The sequence below is a fragment of the Micromonospora sp. WMMD812 genome, assembly GCF_027497215.1.
Lineage (GTDB): Bacteria > Actinomycetota > Actinomycetes > Mycobacteriales > Micromonosporaceae > Micromonospora.
In genome coordinates, this window is sequence record NZ_CP114904.1 from 1,052,682 (window position 1) to 1,070,206 (window position 17,525).

General features: G+C 73.1%; 17 protein-coding genes. 7 read left to right on the top strand and 10 right to left on the bottom strand.

Annotated features, from left to right (window positions below; translation table 11 throughout):
* The first annotated feature begins 5 nt into the window (after positions 1-5).
* Positions 6-1,268 (top strand): ISL3 family transposase, encoded by a 1,263-nt coding sequence (locus O7603_RS04785; RefSeq protein WP_281572460.1) that lies wholly within the window; start codon positions 6-8, stop codon positions 1,266-1,268.
* A gap of 102 nt (positions 1,269-1,370) precedes the next feature.
* Here the strand turns inward: O7603_RS04785 and pip are convergent, their stop codons facing one another.
* Positions 1,371-2,321 (bottom strand): prolyl aminopeptidase, encoded by a 951-nt coding sequence (pip, locus tag O7603_RS04790; protein ID WP_281574467.1) that lies wholly within the window; start codon positions 2,319-2,321, stop codon positions 1,371-1,373.
* A 42-nt stretch (positions 2,322-2,363) separates the two neighbouring features.
* On the opposite strand from pip, the gene O7603_RS04795 reads away from it, so the two are divergent.
* Positions 2,364-2,852 carry a MarR family transcriptional regulator gene (locus tag O7603_RS04795; RefSeq protein WP_281574468.1) on the top strand — a complete coding sequence of 163 codons (489 nt, stop codon included), beginning with the start codon at positions 2,364-2,366 and terminating at the stop codon, positions 2,850-2,852.
* A gap of 59 nt (positions 2,853-2,911) precedes the next feature.
* Here O7603_RS04795 and O7603_RS04800 read toward each other — a convergent pair whose 3' ends face one another.
* Together O7603_RS04800 and O7603_RS04805 are read right to left on the bottom strand one after the other, a co-directional pair.
* Entirely contained in the window at positions 2,912-3,724 is an 813-nt protein-coding gene (locus O7603_RS04800; RefSeq protein WP_281574469.1) for an ABC transporter permease, read from the bottom strand.
* The gene (locus O7603_RS04805; RefSeq protein ID WP_281574470.1) at positions 3,721-4,680 is read right to left on the bottom strand and encodes an ATP-binding cassette domain-containing protein; all 960 of its coding nucleotides are present in this window, start codon (positions 4,678-4,680) and stop codon (positions 3,721-3,723) included. The genes O7603_RS04800 and O7603_RS04805 overlap by 4 nt, the downstream gene beginning before the upstream one ends.
* A 73-nt stretch (positions 4,681-4,753) precedes the next feature.
* Between O7603_RS04805 and O7603_RS04810 the strand changes: the two genes are divergently transcribed.
* Together O7603_RS04810 and def are read left to right on the top strand one after the other, a co-directional pair.
* On the top strand, positions 4,754-5,542 hold the full coding sequence (locus O7603_RS04810; protein WP_281574471.1) for a TetR/AcrR family transcriptional regulator: 789 nt from the start codon (positions 4,754-4,756) through the stop codon (positions 5,540-5,542).
* A gap of 10 nt (positions 5,543-5,552) precedes the next feature.
* The gene (def, locus tag O7603_RS04815; RefSeq protein WP_281574472.1) at positions 5,553-6,062 is read left to right on the top strand and encodes a peptide deformylase; all 510 of its coding nucleotides are present in this window, start codon (positions 5,553-5,555) and stop codon (positions 6,060-6,062) included.
* A gap of 27 nt (positions 6,063-6,089) precedes the next feature.
* Here def and O7603_RS04820 read toward each other — a convergent pair whose 3' ends face one another.
* Both O7603_RS04820 and O7603_RS04825 read right to left on the bottom strand, forming a co-directional pair.
* Positions 6,090-6,860: a GNAT family N-acetyltransferase gene (locus tag O7603_RS04820; protein WP_281574473.1), complete on the bottom strand. Its 771-nt coding sequence runs from the start codon at positions 6,858-6,860 to the stop codon at positions 6,090-6,092.
* A 1-nt stretch (position 6,861) separates the two neighbouring features.
* Complete coding sequence (locus O7603_RS04825) at positions 6,862-7,641, bottom strand: TSUP family transporter (protein ID WP_281574474.1); 780 nt, start codon at positions 7,639-7,641, stop codon at positions 6,862-6,864.
* A 270-nt stretch (positions 7,642-7,911) separates the two neighbouring features.
* Here O7603_RS04825 and O7603_RS04830 point away from each other — a divergent pair, with 270 nt between their 5' ends.
* The 3 genes from O7603_RS04830 to O7603_RS04840 all read left to right on the top strand — a co-directional run bounded on the left by O7603_RS04830 (position 7,912) and on the right by O7603_RS04840 (position 11,670).
* Complete coding sequence (locus tag O7603_RS04830; protein ID WP_281574475.1) at positions 7,912-8,691, top strand: endonuclease/exonuclease/phosphatase family protein; 780 nt, start codon at positions 7,912-7,914, stop codon at positions 8,689-8,691.
* Positions 8,692-8,834: 143 nt separating this feature from the next.
* Positions 8,835-10,943 (top strand): M14 family zinc carboxypeptidase, encoded by a 2,109-nt coding sequence (locus tag O7603_RS04835; protein ID WP_281574476.1) that lies wholly within the window; start codon positions 8,835-8,837, stop codon positions 10,941-10,943.
* A gap of 85 nt (positions 10,944-11,028) precedes the next feature.
* Positions 11,029-11,670, top strand: a complete 642-nt coding sequence (locus tag O7603_RS04840; RefSeq protein WP_281574477.1) for a fasciclin domain-containing protein — start codon at positions 11,029-11,031, stop codon at positions 11,668-11,670.
* A 5-nt stretch (positions 11,671-11,675) separates the two neighbouring features.
* On the opposite strand, the gene O7603_RS04845 is transcribed toward O7603_RS04840, so the two are convergent.
* The 5 genes from O7603_RS04845 to O7603_RS04865 all read right to left on the bottom strand — a co-directional run bounded on the left by O7603_RS04845 (position 11,676) and on the right by O7603_RS04865 (position 17,393).
* Entirely contained in the window at positions 11,676-12,569 is an 894-nt protein-coding gene (locus O7603_RS04845; protein WP_281574478.1) for a hypothetical protein, read from the bottom strand.
* A gap of 129 nt (positions 12,570-12,698) precedes the next feature.
* Entirely contained in the window at positions 12,699-13,706 is a 1,008-nt protein-coding gene (locus O7603_RS04850) for a tyrosine-type recombinase/integrase (RefSeq protein ID WP_281574479.1), read from the bottom strand.
* 1,460 nt (positions 13,707-15,166) lie between these two features.
* Positions 15,167-16,351 (bottom strand): acetylhydrolase, encoded by a 1,185-nt coding sequence (locus tag O7603_RS04855; RefSeq protein WP_281574480.1) that lies wholly within the window; start codon positions 16,349-16,351, stop codon positions 15,167-15,169.
* Positions 16,348-16,695 (bottom strand): transcriptional regulator, encoded by a 348-nt coding sequence (locus O7603_RS04860; protein WP_281574481.1) that lies wholly within the window; start codon positions 16,693-16,695, stop codon positions 16,348-16,350. The genes O7603_RS04855 and O7603_RS04860 overlap by 4 nt, the downstream gene beginning before the upstream one ends.
* Complete coding sequence (locus O7603_RS04865) at positions 16,692-17,393, bottom strand: hypothetical protein (RefSeq protein WP_281574482.1); 702 nt, start codon at positions 17,391-17,393, stop codon at positions 16,692-16,694. Before O7603_RS04865 ends, O7603_RS04860 begins: the two co-directional genes overlap by 4 nt.
* Positions 17,394-17,525 lie beyond the last annotated feature (132 nt).

Consider the following 17,525-nt stretch of genomic DNA (forward strand, 5'->3'; position numbering starts at 1 on the left):
ACGGCGTGCGTTCTGCCAGGGTATGGGCTGGGCTGCTCGGGGTCGAGCAGGCGGTGGTGGAGGGTGTGGAGTTCGATCCGGACGAGTCGGTGGTGGTGGCTCGGGTGCGGGTGCGTAAGGGCGCGTCGCGGCGGTGTCCGTATTGCCGGCGGCGGTGTGCCCGTTATGACGCTGGGGTGCGTCGTCGGTGGCGGGCGTTGGATCTCGGGACGGTGCGGGCGGTGATCGAGGCGGACGCGCCTCGGGTGTCCTGTCGGGTGCATGGGGTGGTCGTGGCGGCGGTGCCGTGGGCGCGTCACGGGGCGGGGCACACACGGGCGTTCGACGCGACGGTGGCGTGGTTGGCGGTGCACACGGCGAAGTCGGCGGTGTCGCAGCTGATGCGGGTCGGTTGGCGCACGGTGGGGTCGATCGTGGCCCGGGTATGGGCCGATACCGGTGGCCTTGAGGACCGGTATGACGGGTTGCGTCGTATCGGGATCGACGAGGTCAGCTACAAGAAGGGGCACCGGTATCTGACCGTGGTCGTGGACCATGACAGCGGCCGGTTGGTGTGGGCGGCGCCGGGTAGAAGCGCCACCACGTTACAGGCGTTCTTCGACCTGCTCGGTCCCGAGCGGGCCGCGAAGATCACGCACGTGTCGGCCGACGGCGCGGACTGGATCACGACGGTCGTGCGGCGCAGGTGCCCGAACGCGGTCCGCTGCGCCGACCCGTTCCACGTGGTGGCCTGGGCCACCGACGCCGTTGACCGGGTTCGCCGTCAGGCATGGAACGAGACCACCGGGCGAGGAGCCGGCCGCCGCGGTGTCGCCACCGGCGAGGCCCGAGAGCTGAAGAACACCCGCTGGGCGTTGTGGAAGAACCCCGACAACCTCACCGACGCCCAGCAGGCCAAACTCGCCTGGATCGCCAAGACCCATCCCCGCCTGCACCGGGCCTGGGCGTTGAAAGAGGGCCTACGGCTGGTGTTCACCCTGGCCAGGACCAGCCCGACCACGGCGGTCGAAGCCCTCGACCGGTGGATCGGATGGGCCCGACGCAGCCGCATCGACGTCTTCGTCGACCTGCAACGACGCGTCACGCGACACCGCGACCAGATCATCGCCGCCATCGAACACGGCCTGTCCAACGGCCGGATCGAGTCGGTCAACACCAAGATCCGCCTGATCACCCGGATGGCCTTCGGCTTCCACTCAGCCGAAGCCCTCATCGCCCTGGCCATGCTCAGCCTCGGCGGCCACCGACCCGAACTACCCCGACCATGACCCCGACCCACACATCAATCACAAGAGCCATATTTATGCCACAGAGGCATAGCGCTCGCGGGAGAGGTCGGTGCCGGCGGGCGACACGCCGACGCCGGCGGGTCAGCGGCGCTCGGCGAAACCGTCCAGCGCGGCCAGCACCCGGTCGGCCATGCCGTGGCCGCCGCCGTGGCCGGCGGACTCCAGCACCTCCAGTCGGGCGTCCGGCCAGGCCTGTGCCAGCTGCCACGGGATGTCCGGTGGGCCGCTGATGTCAAGCCGGCCGTGCAGCAGCACGCCGGGGATCCCGGCCAGCCGGCCGGCCCCGCGCAGCAGCTCCCCGTCGGGCAGGAAACCGGCGTGCCGCCAGTAGTGGGTGACCAGCCGGGCGAACACCATCCGGAACTCCGGGTCGGCGAACCGCGGGTCGGGCCGGTGCCCGGGGACGGTGGCCACGTGGGTGTCCTCCCAGTCGCACCAGTCCCGGGCTGCCCGCTCCCGCACCGCCGGGTCCGGGTCGTGCAGCAGCCGGGCGTACGTGTCGGCCAGGTCGCCCTCGCGCGACGCGGGCGGCACCCCGTCGCGGAACCGCGCCCACTCGGCCGGGAAGATCCGCCCCATCGCCCGGGTCAACCACTCGACCTCCCGGCGGGTGGTGGTGACCACGCTGAACAGCACCAGCTCGCTGACCCGGTCGGGGTGGCGCTGCGCGTAGGCCAGGCCGAGCGTGGACCCCCAGGACGCGCCGAGGACGAGCCAACGGTCCACCCCGAGGTGGGTGCGGAGCCGCTCGATGTCGCGGACCAGGTGCGGTGTGGTGTTGGTGGCCAGGTCGACGGCGGGATCGGCGGCGTGCGGGCGGCTGCGTCCGCAGCCACGCTGGTCGAACAGGACCACCCGGTAGCGGGCCGGGTCGAAGTAGCGCCGCCAGCCGGGGGAGCAGCCCGAGCCGGGCCCGCCGTGCAGCACCACCGCCGGTTTCCCGTCGGGGTTGCCGCAGGCCTCCCAGTACAGGTGGTGATCGTCGCCGACGTCGAGCAGGCCGTGCGCGTACGGCTCGACGAGAGGGTACATGCCGTCCCCCCTCCGATACAACAGTGCTGTTACATTAGCGGGGTGACCGACGACGTACCCGAGCGGGAGGCCGTGGGCACGCTGCTGCGACACGTGCTCGAGGTGCTCGACGGCGACGTGGCCGCCGTCTACGCCGAGCGGGGGATCACCGACTACCGGCCCCGTTTCTCCCCGCCGCTGCGGGTGCTGGTGGCCGACGGGCCCCTCGCCATCCGAGATCTGGCCCGCCGGGTCGGGGTGACCCACTCCGCGGCCAGCCAGACCGTGTCCCAGATGGTCCGGGCCGGGCTGGTCGAGCTGGTCCCCGGCGCGGACGCCCGCCAGCGCATCGTGCACCTCACCGACCGGGCCCGCGCGCTGCTGCCCCTGGTCGAGGCGGAGTGGGCGGCCACCGCGAGCGCCCTGCGCGGCCTGGACGCCGAACTGCCCGTGCCCCTGGCCGACCTGCTGCACAGGGTCCTCGACGCGACCCGGCGCCGGTCGCTGCGCCACCGCATCGCCGACGCCGGCCTGCCCCCGCCGCCGGCGTGACGCGGCCGGCCGACACGCGCACGGCAGCGTGACCGGGCGTCGCGCGGCGGGCGCGTCGGTCAGCGGCTGAGCTGCCGGTAGCGGCGGACCGACAGGGGCAGGAAGACGGCGATGAGCAGCGCCGGCCAGCCCACCGCGAGGGCAAGGGCGTGCTGCGCGGCGAACGACTCGCCGCCCCACCCGGGATTGCCGAACAGCTCCCGGCACGCGGCGACGGTGGCCGACAGCGGGTTCCACTCGGCGACCGGGGCGAGCCAGCCGGGCATCGTCTCGGGTGCGACGAACGCGTTGGAGGTGAAGCCGACCGGCCAGACCAGGATCTGCAACACCATGACCGACTCCGGGCGGCGCAGCAGCAGCGCCAGGTGGATGCCGGCCCAGATCAACGCGAACCGCAGCAGCAGGAGCAGCCCGACCGCCGCCGCGGCGGCCGCCAACCCGTTGCGCCACTGCCAGCCGACCAGCCGCCCGCAGGCCAGCATGACGGCCAGGCCGGCGGCGGAGTGCAGCAGGTCGGCGGCGGCGCGCCCGGTGACCACCGCGGAGCGGGCCATCGGCAGCGACCGGAACCGGTCGGTGACCCCGCGGGCGGTGTCGGTGGCCACCGCGGTGTAGCTGGCCTCGAGGCCGAAGGCCATCGTCATGACGAACATGCCCGGCAGCAGGAACTCCCGGTAGTCGCCGCCGCCGGGCACGGCGATCGCGCCGCCGAACAGGTAGCCGAACATCAGCACCAGCAGCACCGGGAACAGCAGCCCGACGATGAGTTCCGCGGGCTGGCGGGTCCAGTGCGTCACCGCCCGGCCGGTCAGGACGAGGGTGTCGGCCACGGCCCAGCGCACCCGGCGCGGGGCGAGGGCGAGACTGCTCATGCCGCCACCTGCTCGCGCGGGCCGGTCAGGCGCAGGAACACCTCGTCGAGGGTGGGTCGGCGGACCGCCACGTCGGCGACGCCCAGCCGAGCCTCCTCCAGCGCGCGCAGCGCCCCGGCCAGGGCGGTGACCCGGTCACCGACCGGTGCGCTGACGCGCAGCGCGGCCACGTCGACGGCGCAGGCGGCGCCGGTGGCCGCGGTGATCACCGAGGCGGCCCGCGCCAGGTCGTCGGCGCGGCGCAGCAGCACGTCGAGGCGGTCGCCGCCGAGGTCGTCCTTGAGCTCTTCGGGCGAGCCGGCGGCGACGACCCGGCCGGCGTCGACCACCGCGACGGTGTCGGCGAGCTGGTCGGCCTCGTCGAGGTACTGGGTGGTGAGCAGCACGGTGGCGCCGTCGGCGACGAGCGCGCGGACGGCGTCCCACACCTCGTTGCGCCCACGTGGGTCGAGCCCGGTGGTCGGCTCGTCGAGGAAGAGCACCGGCGGGGCCAGGATCAAGCTGGCGGCCAGGTCGAGTCGGCGGCGCATCCCGCCGGAGTAGCCGGACACCGGCCGGGCGCCGGCGTCGGCGAGGCCGAACCGGTCGAGCAGCTCGTCGGCGCGGGCCCGGGCGGCACGCCGGGACAGGTGGTGCAGCCGGCCGAAGAGCACCAGGTTCTGCCGGCCGGTCAGCACCTCGTCGACCGCGGCGTGCTGCCCGACCAGGCCGATCGCGGCGCGTACCCGGTCGGGGTGGGCCACCACGTCGTGCCCGGCGACCCGGGCCCGCCCGCCGTCGGGACGCAGCAGGGTGGTGAGGATCCGCACCGCGGTGGTCTTGCCCGCGCCGTTCGGGCCGAGCAGCCCGCACACCGTGCCCGCCGCCACGGTGAGGTCCAGCCCGGCCAGGGCGTGCGTGTCGCCGTACTGCTTGCGCAGCCCCTCGGCCTCGATCGTCGATGTTCCGCTTCGCATCCGCGCCTCCTCCACCCGACACCGTACGCTGTACCGTACACCGTACGATACGAGCGGCGGTAGAGTCCCGGACGTGACCACCGAGTACAGCGGCACCGGCGATCCCGCCCGCAGCCTCGCCCTGCTCTGGCGCACGCGGGAACCGGCCAGCCGCCGGGGCCGCACCGACCTCACCGTGGACCGGATCGTCCGGGCCGCCATCGAGGTCGCCGACACCGAGGGGCTCGCCGCGCTGTCCATGCGCCGGGTCGCCGAACGCCTCGGCGTGGGCACCATGTCGCTCTACACGCACGTCCCCGGCAAGGGTGAACTGCTCGACCTGATGCTCGACACCGTCTACGGCGAGACCGTCACCTCGGCGCCACCGACCGACGGCTGGCGCGCCCGCCTGGAACACATCGCCCGGGAGAGCTGGGCGCTCTACCTGCGCCACCCGTGGCTGCTGCAGGTGGCCACCACCCGCCCGCCGCTGGGCCCCAACCTGATCGCCCGCTACGAACGCGAACTGCGCGCCGTCGACGGCATCGGCCTCACCGACCTCGAGATGGACGCCGTGGTCACCCTCGTCGGCGGGTTCGTCCACGGCGCCGTACGCGGCGCGGTGGAGGCGGCGCAGGCCGCCGAGCGCACCGGGATGACCGAGGAGCAGTGGTGGCAGGCCCACGCCCCGTACCTGGAGAAGGCGATGGACCCGCGCCGCTTCCCGCTCGCCGCCCGGGTCGGCGCCGCAGCCGGCGAGGAGTACCAGGCCGCCGGCGACCCGGCCCGCGCGTTCGAGTTCGGCCTGGCCCGCATCCTCGACGGCATCGAGGTGCTGACACGCGACCGCCCGGGCGCGGACACACCCCCGACCGGCGGATAACCTGTCCGACATGACCATGCGCCCCATCCGGATCATCGGCGACCCGGTGCTGCGCACCTCGTGCGCGCCGGTGACCAGCTTCGACGCCGAGCTTCGTACGCTGGTCAGCGACCTGATGGACACCCTGCTCGGCGCGCCCGGCCGGGCCGGTGTCGCCGCCCCGCAGATCGGGGTCGACGCCCAGGTGTTCGTCTACGACGCCGACGGGCACCGCGGCCACCTCATCAACCCGACCCTGGAACTCTCCGACGAACTGCAGGACGACGACGAGGGTTGCCTGTCCATCCCCGGCCTGTACTTCCCGACGCCCCGGGCCCTGCACGCCACCGCCCACGGCGTCGACCAGCACGGCGAGCCGCTGACCATCTCCGGCACCGGCTTCCTGGCGCGGGCGTTGCAACACGAGACCGACCACCTGGCCGGCCGGCTCTACGTGGACACCCTGCGCGGCGAGACCCGCCGCCGCGCGCTGCGGGAGATCCGCGCCGGCCGTTTCGACTCGCCGAGCCGGTCCAGCTGACAGGCGTTCCCTCGACAAGGCCCCGCGCTACCGGGCGGTCAGGGCGTACTCGCCGTAGTCGGCGACCGGGGTGAAGCCGAGGCGCTCGTAGAGCCGCACGGCGGCGGTGTTGTCCGCCCGGACGTTCAGCGTGACGTGGTCGACGCTGTCCCGCAGCCGCCCGCACAGCGCCGCGACCACCCCGGCGGCCAGCCCGCGACCCCGCGCCGCCGGATGGGTGGTGACGTTGCCCAGCGCCGCGACCCGGTACGCCGGCGACCACACGTGCACCCCGGCCACCGCGACGAGCGCGTCACCGGCACGGACGCCGACGTACTGGCCGGTGTCCAGCATCCGCGGGTCGAACCAGTTGCCCGGGTACGCCTCGGCGTAGAGGGTGTGCAGCTGCGGCAGGTCCGCCGCGCCCAGCGGCACCCCGACCGGCGCGACGCCGGCCAGCCGCGCCGGGTCGGTCAACGCCATCTTGCGGTGCGCGTGGCCGCCGTCGAGGCGGAACCACGGGGCCAGCGCCGCGTCCAGGCCGGGGGACAGGTGCGCGTACAGGCGGGCGGGCAGCAGCGGCGCGAGGTCGACCAGCAGCGCCGCCAGGTCGGCCACATCCGGCGGCGCCGCGAACGCCAGCAGCGTGGGCGGGTCCGCGCCGTGGTAGAGCAGGGCCACCTGGTCGCCGCGGCGGAACCACGAGGTGTACGGCCAGAAGAAGTCGTCCAGGTCGCCGAGCTGGTAGGCGTGCAGCACCGGGTCCCGGCGCAGCAGCCGGGCCAGCGCGTCCCGGTCGTGCTCGGCGCGTACCGGCACGTCAGCCCGCCAGCCACTGGTCGTGGCCGAGCTTGGCGACCAGCGCCAGCACCACCACGAGCAGCACGATCCGCACGAACCCGGCGCCGCGGCGCAGCGCCATCCGCGCCCCGAGCACCGCCCCGGCGATGTTGCACACCGCCATCCCCGCGCCGAGCAGCCACCACACGTGCCCGGTCACCCCGAACACCACCAGCGCACCGAGGTTGGTGCCGGCGTTGACCACCTTCGCCATCGCCGAGCCGTGCACGAAGTCCGCGCCGAGCAGCGCGGTGAACGCCAGCACCAGGAACGTGCCGGTGCCCGGGCCGATCAACCCGTCGTACAGGGCGATGCCGATCCCGGCGACCGCGACCGCGACGGCGACCCGCGCGGGGGTCCGCCGCTCCGGCAGCGACACCACGCCCAGCCGGGGACGCAGCAGCACGAACAGCGCCACGGACACCAGCACGACGAGCACCACCGGCCGGTACGCGGCGGCCGGCACCGCGCCGGCCAACGCGGCGCCCACCCCGGCACTGACCACCGCCACCCCGGCGGCCGGCCCGGCCACCGCCCAGTCGACCTTGGTACGGCGGGCATAGGTCGCGGCCGCCGTCGCGGTGCCCGCGATCGCGGCGAGCTTGTTGGTGCCCAGCGCGCTGGCCACCGGCATCCCGGGCGCGGCGACGAGCAACGCCGGCAGGAGCAGCAGCCCGCCGCCACCGACCACCGCGTCGACCCAGCCGGCCATCGCGGCCGCGGTGAGCAGGGTGGTCAGCGATACGGGGTCCAGGTCCACGGCCCGCCATTCTCCCCAGCTGGGCAGGGCCGATGCCGGCCGCTGTGGCCAGCCTCACCCACCCACCCGGCGACCGCCGCCGGCTCCCCGTCCTGCGGTCCGGACCGCCCGCGGGGCGCCGTCCCCAACCCTCCGGCCGGCGGCCGGATCAGCGGCCCCGGCTGCGACGCAGCCACACCCCCAGCGCCCCGACCGCCACGAACACCAGCATCGAGCAGAGCAACACCTTGACCACCCGGCAAGACTGCCACGGCGTCGTAGGGTGCAGGAGTGCGCCTGGCCACCTTCAACCTGCTGCACGGCCGATCGCTCGCCGACGGGCTCGTCGACCCGGACCGGCTCGCCGCGGCCGTCTCCGCGCTCGACGCCGACGTGCTCGCCCTCCAGGAGGTCGACCGGGACCAGAGCCGCAGCGGCAAGCTCGACCTCACCGCCATCGCCGCCCGCGCCCTCGACGCCCCGCACCACCGCTTCGCCGCCGCCGTCGTCGGCACACCCGGCGAAGGATTCCGCCCCCTCACCCACGACGACGACGGCCACGGCGAACCCTGCTACGGCGTCGGCCTGATCAGCCGCCACCCCGTACGCACCTGGCAGGTCACCCGCCTCAAGGGCGCGCCGGTCCGCTCACCGGTCTTCGTGCCCGGCCCGCGCGGCGGCCTGGTCCTGCTGCACGACGAACCGCGGGTCGTGCTCGCCGCCGTCCTGGACACCCCGCACGGGCCGCTCACCGCCGCCGCCACCCACCTGTCCTTCGTCCCGGGGTGGAACGTCCGCCAGCTCCGCCAGGTCGTCCGCGCGCTGCGCGCGCTGCCCGCGCCCCGCGTCCTGCTCGGCGACCTCAACCTGCCCGCCGGCGTGGCCCGCGTGGTCTCCGGCTGGCGACCGCTGGGCCGCCGCCACACCTACCCGGCCGGCGAGCCCCGGGTGCAACTCGACCACATCCTCGCCGACCGGCACGCCGTGGCGCAGCTGCCCCCGGTCACCGCCGTCGCCACACCGCTGTCCACCATCTCGGACCACCGCCCACTCCTGGTCGACCTCGGCTGACGGCGAGGTCAGCGCCGACAGGGGAGAGCGCTCCTTACCGACGGGTATTCAAGATTCCCTCAAGATCGTTGCGTCAGGCAATCATGCCGATCATGCTGGTCGAAACCGCGTCAAGGTCAACCAGTTCTCGCCATGGAGGCCATGTGAGACGCCCACGGACCGTCCTCATCGCACTGTCCACACTGCTCGCACTCACCCTCACCACCGTCGCCACCCCGGCCAACGCCGAGCAGGCCGCCGAACCGAACCAGGTCAGCGACCTCACCGTCCGCCAGGCCGACGGCTACGCCACCCTCGCCTGGCAGCCCGTCGACGGCGCCACCGACTACCAGATCGAACGCACCCCCGTCGACGCCGCCGGCACCGCCACCGGCACCCCCACCATCGTCGGCGTGTGGCGCCCCAACCGGCAGATCAACCAGCAGTCACCCACCTTCGCCGACGCCGGCTTCAACCCCGGCGACCGGTTCGGCTGGCGGGTCCGCGCCCGCCTCGGCACCACCGAACAGCCCTGGTCCGCCCCGATCGTCGGCACCACGAACGCCCCCTGGGGCAACCCCGACACCCCCGGCGAGCGGCTGCGCACCCAGTGGGAGACCACCCACGCCGCCCAGTACACCAGCGACACCGACGAGTACGCCTACACGGCCGCCGTCGATCAACTCAGCGACCGCGTCCGCGTCGTCGAGATCGGCCGGACGGTGCTGAACCGGCCGATCAACATGTTCGTCATCGGCTACCCGACCCCACCGGCCACCCCGGCCGCCGTCGCCGCCACCTCACCGCTGGCCGTCAACTGCAACGTGCACGGCAACGAGCCCGGCGACCGCGAAGCCTGCCTCATCATGGCCCGGCAACTCGCCTTCAGCACCGACCCCCGCACCATCGACCTGCTCAGCCACACCACCGTCCTGATCGTCCCCACGATCAACGGCGACGGCCGGGCGGCCAACACCCGCGGCAACTCCACCGGCCAGGACCTCAACCGCGACTACTCGCTCATCCGCCAACCCGAGACCGCCGCGTACGTCAAGATGATCCGCGAGTACCGGCCCGTCGCCGGCTACGACGGCCACGAGTTCGGCAACTCCCGCGCCGGCGACCTGCCCATGCTGCCGCCCCGACACCAGAACGTCGCCCAGCCCATCTTCGACCAGTCCCAGGACATGATCGAAGGCCACATGTACGCCAAGGGCGCCGAAGCCGGCTGGTGGCCCTGCCCCTACGGCTGCGAGGGCGGCGGCAACGTCGGCCTCAGCGAGGAGACCATCCTCCGCAACACCCTCGGCCTGAAGAACGTCGTCAACTCCCTGCTCGAACTGCGCAGCTCCGGCGGCCAGACCCGCCCCGACGAGGGCAACGCGGCCAACAACCGCCGCCGCAAGACCTTCTCCGCCCTCTGGACCTTCCAGCAGTTCCTCGACTACCACCGGGCCGACCTGGCCGACATCACCAAGGCCCGCGCCGAGGCGATCACCTGGCAGGCCGCCAACACCGGCCGCCTCGTCTTCCGCGGCTCCCGACCCATCCCCGCCCACCCGGCACCGCACCCCGCCGACAGCCCGCCGCCGATCGACGCACCGCCGGCCAACCTCATCCTCGACAACGCGCCCTGCGCCTACAAACTCACCGAGGAGCAGTACCACGGCGCCCGCACCGACGGACCCGGCGGCGTCGGCACCACCGTCGCCGACCGCATCGCCGCACACGGCTGGAAGGTCGTCAAGACCGGCGACGGCTACTACGTCCCCCTCAACCAGCCCGAACGCGGCCTGATCCCGCTGCTGCTCGACGGGCAGGGCGTGGAGAACCTCACCGACGGCGAACGCGTCTACCCGACCCTCACCGGCCGGCGCACCGGCCCGCTCACCGTCACCGGGTTCACCTGCGCGGCCGACGCCACCATCACCGGCCCCGTCACCGTCCGCCCCGGCGCCGCGCTCGTCACCACCGGCACCACCATCACCGGCCCGGTCAACGCCAGCGGCGCCGCCGGCGTCCTGCTCGCCGACACCCGCGTCACCGGCCCGGTGCGCCTCACCGGCACCACCGGCGCGATCTCCCTGATCGACGTCACCGTCACCGGCCCGGTCGACCTGTCCGCCAACCGCACCGGCACCGACACGCCGCTGCTCGTCGGCAACAGCGTCACCGGCCCGCTCGCCTGCACCGGCAACACCCCCGCACCGGCCAACCTCAACATCCGCAACACCGTGACCGGCCCCCGCGCCGGCCAGTGCGCAACCCTGTGACACCCACCCGGTAACCGGTTGGCGCCGGCCGGACGGGACCCACGCCCGCCCGGCCGGCGCCACCCACCCGACCCGTGGAGACGTCGTGTCGTACCCCCGCACCACCTGGCGCCTCGCCGCCGCCACCGCGGCGACCCTGCTGCTCGCCACCACCGCCTGCACCACCGACGGCGGCACCGCCCACCCCGACCCGACCCCCGCCGCCGCCGTCGCGGTCACCGGACCACTCTGCGCCGCCCTGCCCACCGGCACCGAACCCGGCAACCCCACCGCACTCGCCGGCCAGCCCGTCGACAAGGCCCTGCAGTGGATGCCCACCGCCACCACCTTCGAGGCGGCGCTGCGCACCAGCGGCCTGCTCGCCGACCTCGACCACGACGGCCTCACCGTGCTCGCCCCCACCGACGACGCCTTCGCCGCCAAGTTCAACGACGACACCTGGGACACCCTCATGACCCGGGACCACGACAGGCTCCGCACCCTCGTCAAGGCGCACCTGATCGCCGGCGCCCACACCCTCGACCACCTCGCCGCCGCCGGCACCACCACCACCCTCGACGGCACCACCCTCACCGTCACCCGCACCGGCGCCACCACCCGCTTCGGCGACAAGGCCGACGCCGTCTGCGCCGACTACCAGGCCGCCGGCGCCCGCATCCACCTCGTCAACACGGTGCTCGGCCCCCTGCCCACCACCGCCGACGGCACCGGACACCGCGCCCACTGACACCCTCACCGCACCCCGACGATCCGCCGCGCCGTCGACCACAACCGCGGCAGGTACGCCAGCACCTCGTCCGCCCGACGCCGCCGGTCCGCCGGCGACGCCACCCCCAGATCCGCCAACGCCGCCTCGAACAACGGCACCAACGCGGCACCCCGCTCCGGCGCGTCCGCCGCCAGGATCGCGTGACACCGCGCGTACGTCGCCACGATCCAGAACATCGCCTCCCGGTGCCAACCCGCCTCGATCAGCTCCCGCGAACCGTCCACCACCACCGGCCGCGCCACCGGCGTCACATCGGCGCTGAACAAGAACCGGGTCCGCGCCACCGACGCCGCCACGTCGAACGTCCGCGCCAACCCCGCCAGATGCTCCCGCACCCGACCCGCCGACACCCCACCACCGTCGAGCAGCCCCAACAGCTCCGGATACCGCTCCGGCAAACCGTGCTCGGCCAGCACCTCCCGCACCGCCACGTAGCGCCGCCGCACCGTCGGATTACGCAGCCCCGCCACCAGCAACACGTGCGTGGTCACCCCGGTCGGGAACAACCACCCCGTCACGTCCTGCGCCAGCGGCGCCGCCGGATCCCACGCCCGCAACCCGTCGGCCACCCGCCGCCGCGCCTGCGCGCACCGCCGCAGCACCCATTCCGGGTCCGCGAAGCCCGCCCCCACCCGCTCCCGCACCACCGCCAACCGCCCGGTCGGATCCGCCAGCACCGGGTCCGCACGGAAACACCCCGCCAGGTGGTACGACCCCAGTACCGCCTCCGGGTCGGCCACCTCCGCCCACGGCAGCTCCGACACCTCCAGCAGCACGCCACCCCACCGGAACTTGCCCACCTTCCGGACCGGCCCCTCCCGCACCACCAGCACGTCCACGTCGGACGTCGCCGGCACCTCCGCAGACCCCGGCAACCACGCCACCGACCCACTCAGGAACGCACCCCGGAACCCCGGACCCGTCGCCGCGTGCTCCCGCACCCACCGCGCCGCCACCGCGCGTGCCGCATCCACCCGCATCCGTCGCTAACCCTCCCCGTCTGCCGCCGGCACCAGCGCGGCCAACGCCCGGTTGGTGCGGTTGGCCCGCACCGCGTCGCGCTGCTGCCCGGCCGTCACCTCGATGTACGTCTGCGACGACGCCAACGACGCGTGCCCCAGCAACCGCATGATCTCCGCCGCGCTCGCCCCGTCCTCAGCCAACCGCGTCGCGAACGTGTGCCGCAACGCGTGCAACCGCGCCCCACGCGGCACCCGGTCACCGATGCCCGCCCTCCGGTAACAAGACTCCACCAGGTACTGCAACCCGCCCCGACGCAGCGGCTCGCCCCGCCGGTCCACCAGCAGCGGCGAGTCCGGCCGTACGCTGCGCGCGCCGAACCGGCGCCGCCGGCTGTCCAGGTAGTCGGCCACCACCCGCTCCAGCCCCGCCTCGATCGGCACCGTGCGCGGACGTCCACCCTTGCCCGACACGTCCACCCGCCGCTCACCCGCACGACCGTTCACCGACCCCACCCGCAGCGCCAGCAGCTCGGACAGGCGCAGCCCCGCGCAGAGCGCCAGCGCCAGCACCGCGAGGTCCCGCTGCGGCCACGGGTCACGCTGCCGACCGTCGTCGCGCACGACCGCGGCCAGCAGCTCCTCCGGGGTGTCCTCGCCCCGCAGCGGCTTGGGCTGGGGGAGCGGCGTGCGGGGCCGTCCCACCGCCGGCATCGGATTTCCCGGTACGACCTCCTCGGCCACCAGGAAGGTGAAGAAGCTGTTCCAGGTGGACCAGGCACGGTGGACGGAGGCGGCGGCGCGGGGCGTGGCGAATCGGGCGAACGCCGCCCGCATGACGCGCGGGGAGAGGGCGGACACCCGCAGGCCGTCGAGGGGGAGGGGAGGGGTGAACGCCTCCCCGGCCAGGGCCGCGACGCTGCGCAGATCCCGCCGGTACGCCTCCAGCGTGTGCGGGGACGGCTTGCGGGTCGCCCGAGCGGTCAGGAACTCCTCGATCAGCTGACCCACCGATTCGTCCTGTTTGTCATGCATAAGGCATATTATGCATGACTTTCGCGTTTCGAACCATGATCGATCATGAAAGCACGCCGGGGGAGAGCGGCGGAGCAGGCGGCCTGAGCGCCGGAGGTCGACCTCAGGGAGCGGGCGGCCGACGCCGCGAACCGTTGGTTTCCGCGCCGCCTGCAATGCCGGGTCTGCTGCAGGCGGGTTCTGCTGCACGAAGGTGCTCCACGTCGGTCCTTTCGAGCTGAGTACACAAACGACTCAGCGGCACGCGCGGCGCCTGCCGGCCGCCGGCCAGGTCGAGGGCCCGCATAACCCGCCGGCCCCTCCGCATCCACCTGATCAACACCAAGTCCCTGATATGGCGGCATGCGGAAGGCGCGGATGCCGCCATATCGCGGAGCTGGTGCTGGTGTTGATCAGGGCGGTTGCTCCGTTGATCGGCTCGCCTTTCCGGGAGTCGGGCATCCCGGCTGCAGCGATACCGCGCCATCGCGGCAACCGCGTCGGTCAGCCGAGCCACTGACCGGCCCGCGCACGTGGTCGGCAACTCGCTACCGGACCGCGCCGAGCCCGGTGCCCAGCGGCCCGCGCCGCTGGATGAGAGCGGGCAGGCGCCCGCACGAGCGCCGGCGAGCCGGATCGCGACCGCAGGCCCCGGCCAGGCATCACGTGCCGGCCGCCCGCCGATGGTGACCACACCGAAGTGCGTGTGCCCGGGGCTCGGTCGTTCGCTGGGCCGCGATCCAAGGCCGCCCGGGGCTCGGTCGTTCACTGGGCCGCCGTCCAAGGCGCGTCGCGTGTGCGCGTCCACGACGGGTGCGGCCACGGGAGGTCGGCTAGCCCCTCTCGGGGAGGCCCGCTTCGCTCAACTTGACATAATGTGCATTATCGAATCGTGCGGTGGGACGAGCCGAGATCGACTCGTCCCACGTGTCACTTCTCATTCATCCCTGAGCCATTCTCATAACTTGAGCATCTCCTCGGTCTTTCACTTACTTGAGCCACGGCCGGGGCACCCGCGGGCCGCTGGGGATCCCGTCGCCCAACGCTGCGTGACCCGTCCGGGCCGACGTACCCCACAACGAACCCGGACAAAAGGCAGACGCCGAACCCGAACCCCGTAGCGCCCAAACCCGCCCGCCTCCCCTGATCCAGAGCCGCCCAAAGGCTGGCGATGTCGGGGTGCGGGCTGACCTCCCGAGGTAGGTACGGAATCCCAGGGTCGTGGTATTGGCTCGTTCCAGAAAGTAGATGATCGTCAAATAACTGAGAGTAACGATCGACCGAGTCGGCAAAGATCCTTAGCTACATCGGCATACGCTCATCTGGCCGAAGTGCGGACATTCGATCGACACCAGACTGCCGTCTCGCCGCACGCGGGAGCGCCACGGTGGTTAGGGCTGGGCGGGATCGGTGGTCTGCACCAGGGCGACGCCGAGACCGGTCGTGGCGGCGGTGATCGGCTGGCCCCCGATGAGAGTGGGTCAGGAGACGAATCGGACCTCCGGAAAGGCCGGGTTCGGGCCGTTGAGCAGGCGCTGCCGTCGGTGACGTAGGTGCAGCTCGAAGAAGGCAAGCGGGTAGGCCTGCTGGATGCGTACCGCCCGGAACGGGTCGAGGGTACCGATCCAGTCGGCGAGGTCGTCGTCGCTCATCCCGATGATCGACGCCAGTTGCGGGATCAGCCATTGGGGGTCGCAGTACGCCCCGTGGGTCGTGCCGTCGACGTGCACCTGGCGCCGCCACCCGTGCAGGAGCGGCCAGAACTCGGCGACGCCGGACTCTTCGGCGCCGGGGGTGAAGATCGCGGTCATCAGCATGAACGGCCGGTCGAGATCGGCGACGGGTGGTTGCGACAGCATTGGACCGTCGAGGCTGAGTCCGGCCTGCACGCGCGGGTCGGAGTTCATGACGAGGGCCGTGGCGGTCGCGCCCTTCGAGAAGCCGTACATGCCGATGCGGCGCGGGTCGAGAGCGGCGCCCAGGCCGGCCGGCAGCGGGCGGCACTGGGCGTCGGGGTTGCGGCCGGCGGCGAGGTCCTCGATGCGGTCGAGGACGAATTGAATGTCGTGGGCATGGTCCCATGGTGTGACCGACACGTCGTCGTCAGGAACAGTGGGGGCGCCGTCGGGAGACTCGCCGAACGAGTCGTACGGGTGGTCAACCGTGACAGCCACGTAGCCGTGGCTGACAAGTTCCTGCACGACAATGGTGGTCTCGGAACGGTAGCCGCCGGCGCCGTGGGAGAAGACGACCACGGGTCGCCGGCCGGCTGCCTGGAGCACCGGGGCGCCCTCGTGGCCGGCGGTGAGGGGCGCCGCCGCGACATCGGCGTCGAACCCGTTGGCCGCGAGCAGCGCAGCCATCGGCGCGGCGGGCAGCCACGGTGCCACCGGATGACGCCAGGCATCCCGACCGGCGGGATACCAGACGCTGACCATGAGTTCGCGGTGGTGCCCCGGGCCGGCGACCGGGTCCGGGCGGGATCTGTCGACCAGGTGCAGCGGCACGGTGCCGACTCGGTGCGGTCCGGTGGGTGCGGGCAGCGTGGGCCGTGCCGGGCCGGAAGCGGCCTGCGCCGGGGCCGCCCACCCGGTGCCGAGCGGCACGGCGGCCCCGGTGGCGAGCGCGGTGGCGAGCAGACGTCGGCGGGTCAGCGCGGTTGTCATCGGTCCTCCGGGGTGTCGCGGGTCTCAACTCGTACGATGAGCAGCTTCAGTCGCTCGATCTCCTCGGCGAGCGCGGTGGTGCCGGCGGGGGTGAGGCTGATCCAGGTGCGGCCCCGGCGTCCTTCGTAGCCCTTCTCGACCTCGATCAGGGCGGCCGCCTCAAGCACGTTCAGGTGCTTGGAGAGGTTGCCGGCGGTCAGGTCGAGTTGGGTGCGCAGGTAGCCGAACTCGACGGGGCGGGCCTCGTGCGCGATGGTGAGGATGCCGAGTCGCACTCGCTGGTGCACCACGTCGTCCAGCCCCGTGACCGGGTGCGGGGCAACGGGGTTCGGGGTGTCGGTCACGGCCGTCGCCGTTGCCGCCGGCGGGCGGCCGCGAAGCCGGCCGCGCCCAGCAGTAGCACAACGCCGCTGATGAGCTGCGGCACCGCGAAGTGCGCCCGGATTCCCCAGTGGGACGGTCCCCAGCCGGAGTTCATCGGCAGCACCAGCAGCACCAACGCCAGGTAGCCGGCGGTGAACAGCAGCAGCCCGAGGTTGCGCTCCAGCCGTGCCAGCACTAGCAACGCGAGCCCGATCATGCCCCACGGCGCGAGAAGCCGGTCCAGCACGAACCACCAGTACGGCAGCGGGTCCATCGGCGCCGGGTGGTTCGAGAAGTACAGGGCGGCGGCCACCCACGCGGCAGTGAACAGGGCGGTCGTCGCGGCACCGGTGATCGTGTAGGGCAGGACCCGGGCACCCAGCCCCCGCGCCCGCGCGGCCCGCACGTAACAGACGGCGATGACCGCGTACGCCAGCAGCAGCGCCGGCGGCCAGTAGTACAGCACGCCCCGGCGCGCGAACTGGCAGCTGCCGTCGGGGTAGCAGTGCTCCGTCATGCCGAACCAGTCGAACGGGATCCCTACGAGCGTCACCGCGGCGAGCACCAGCAGCGCGAACCAGGTCATCCGCTGGTCAACCCGCACCCGATGGGCGAGGTTGCGCACGTCGGACAGCAGCCGGCGAGGATCGCCGCCGACGGGCACCGAGTCGGTAGTCATGCCAATAGGTTTCCATGGCAAACTCATTGGCGCTAGTGCTAGGTTGGCGAAAGGTTGTCCGCATGATCGACGGGAGATGCAGCGTGGCGAGGGTCCAAGTTCAGGCGGTCATCGACGCTCCGCCCGACCCCG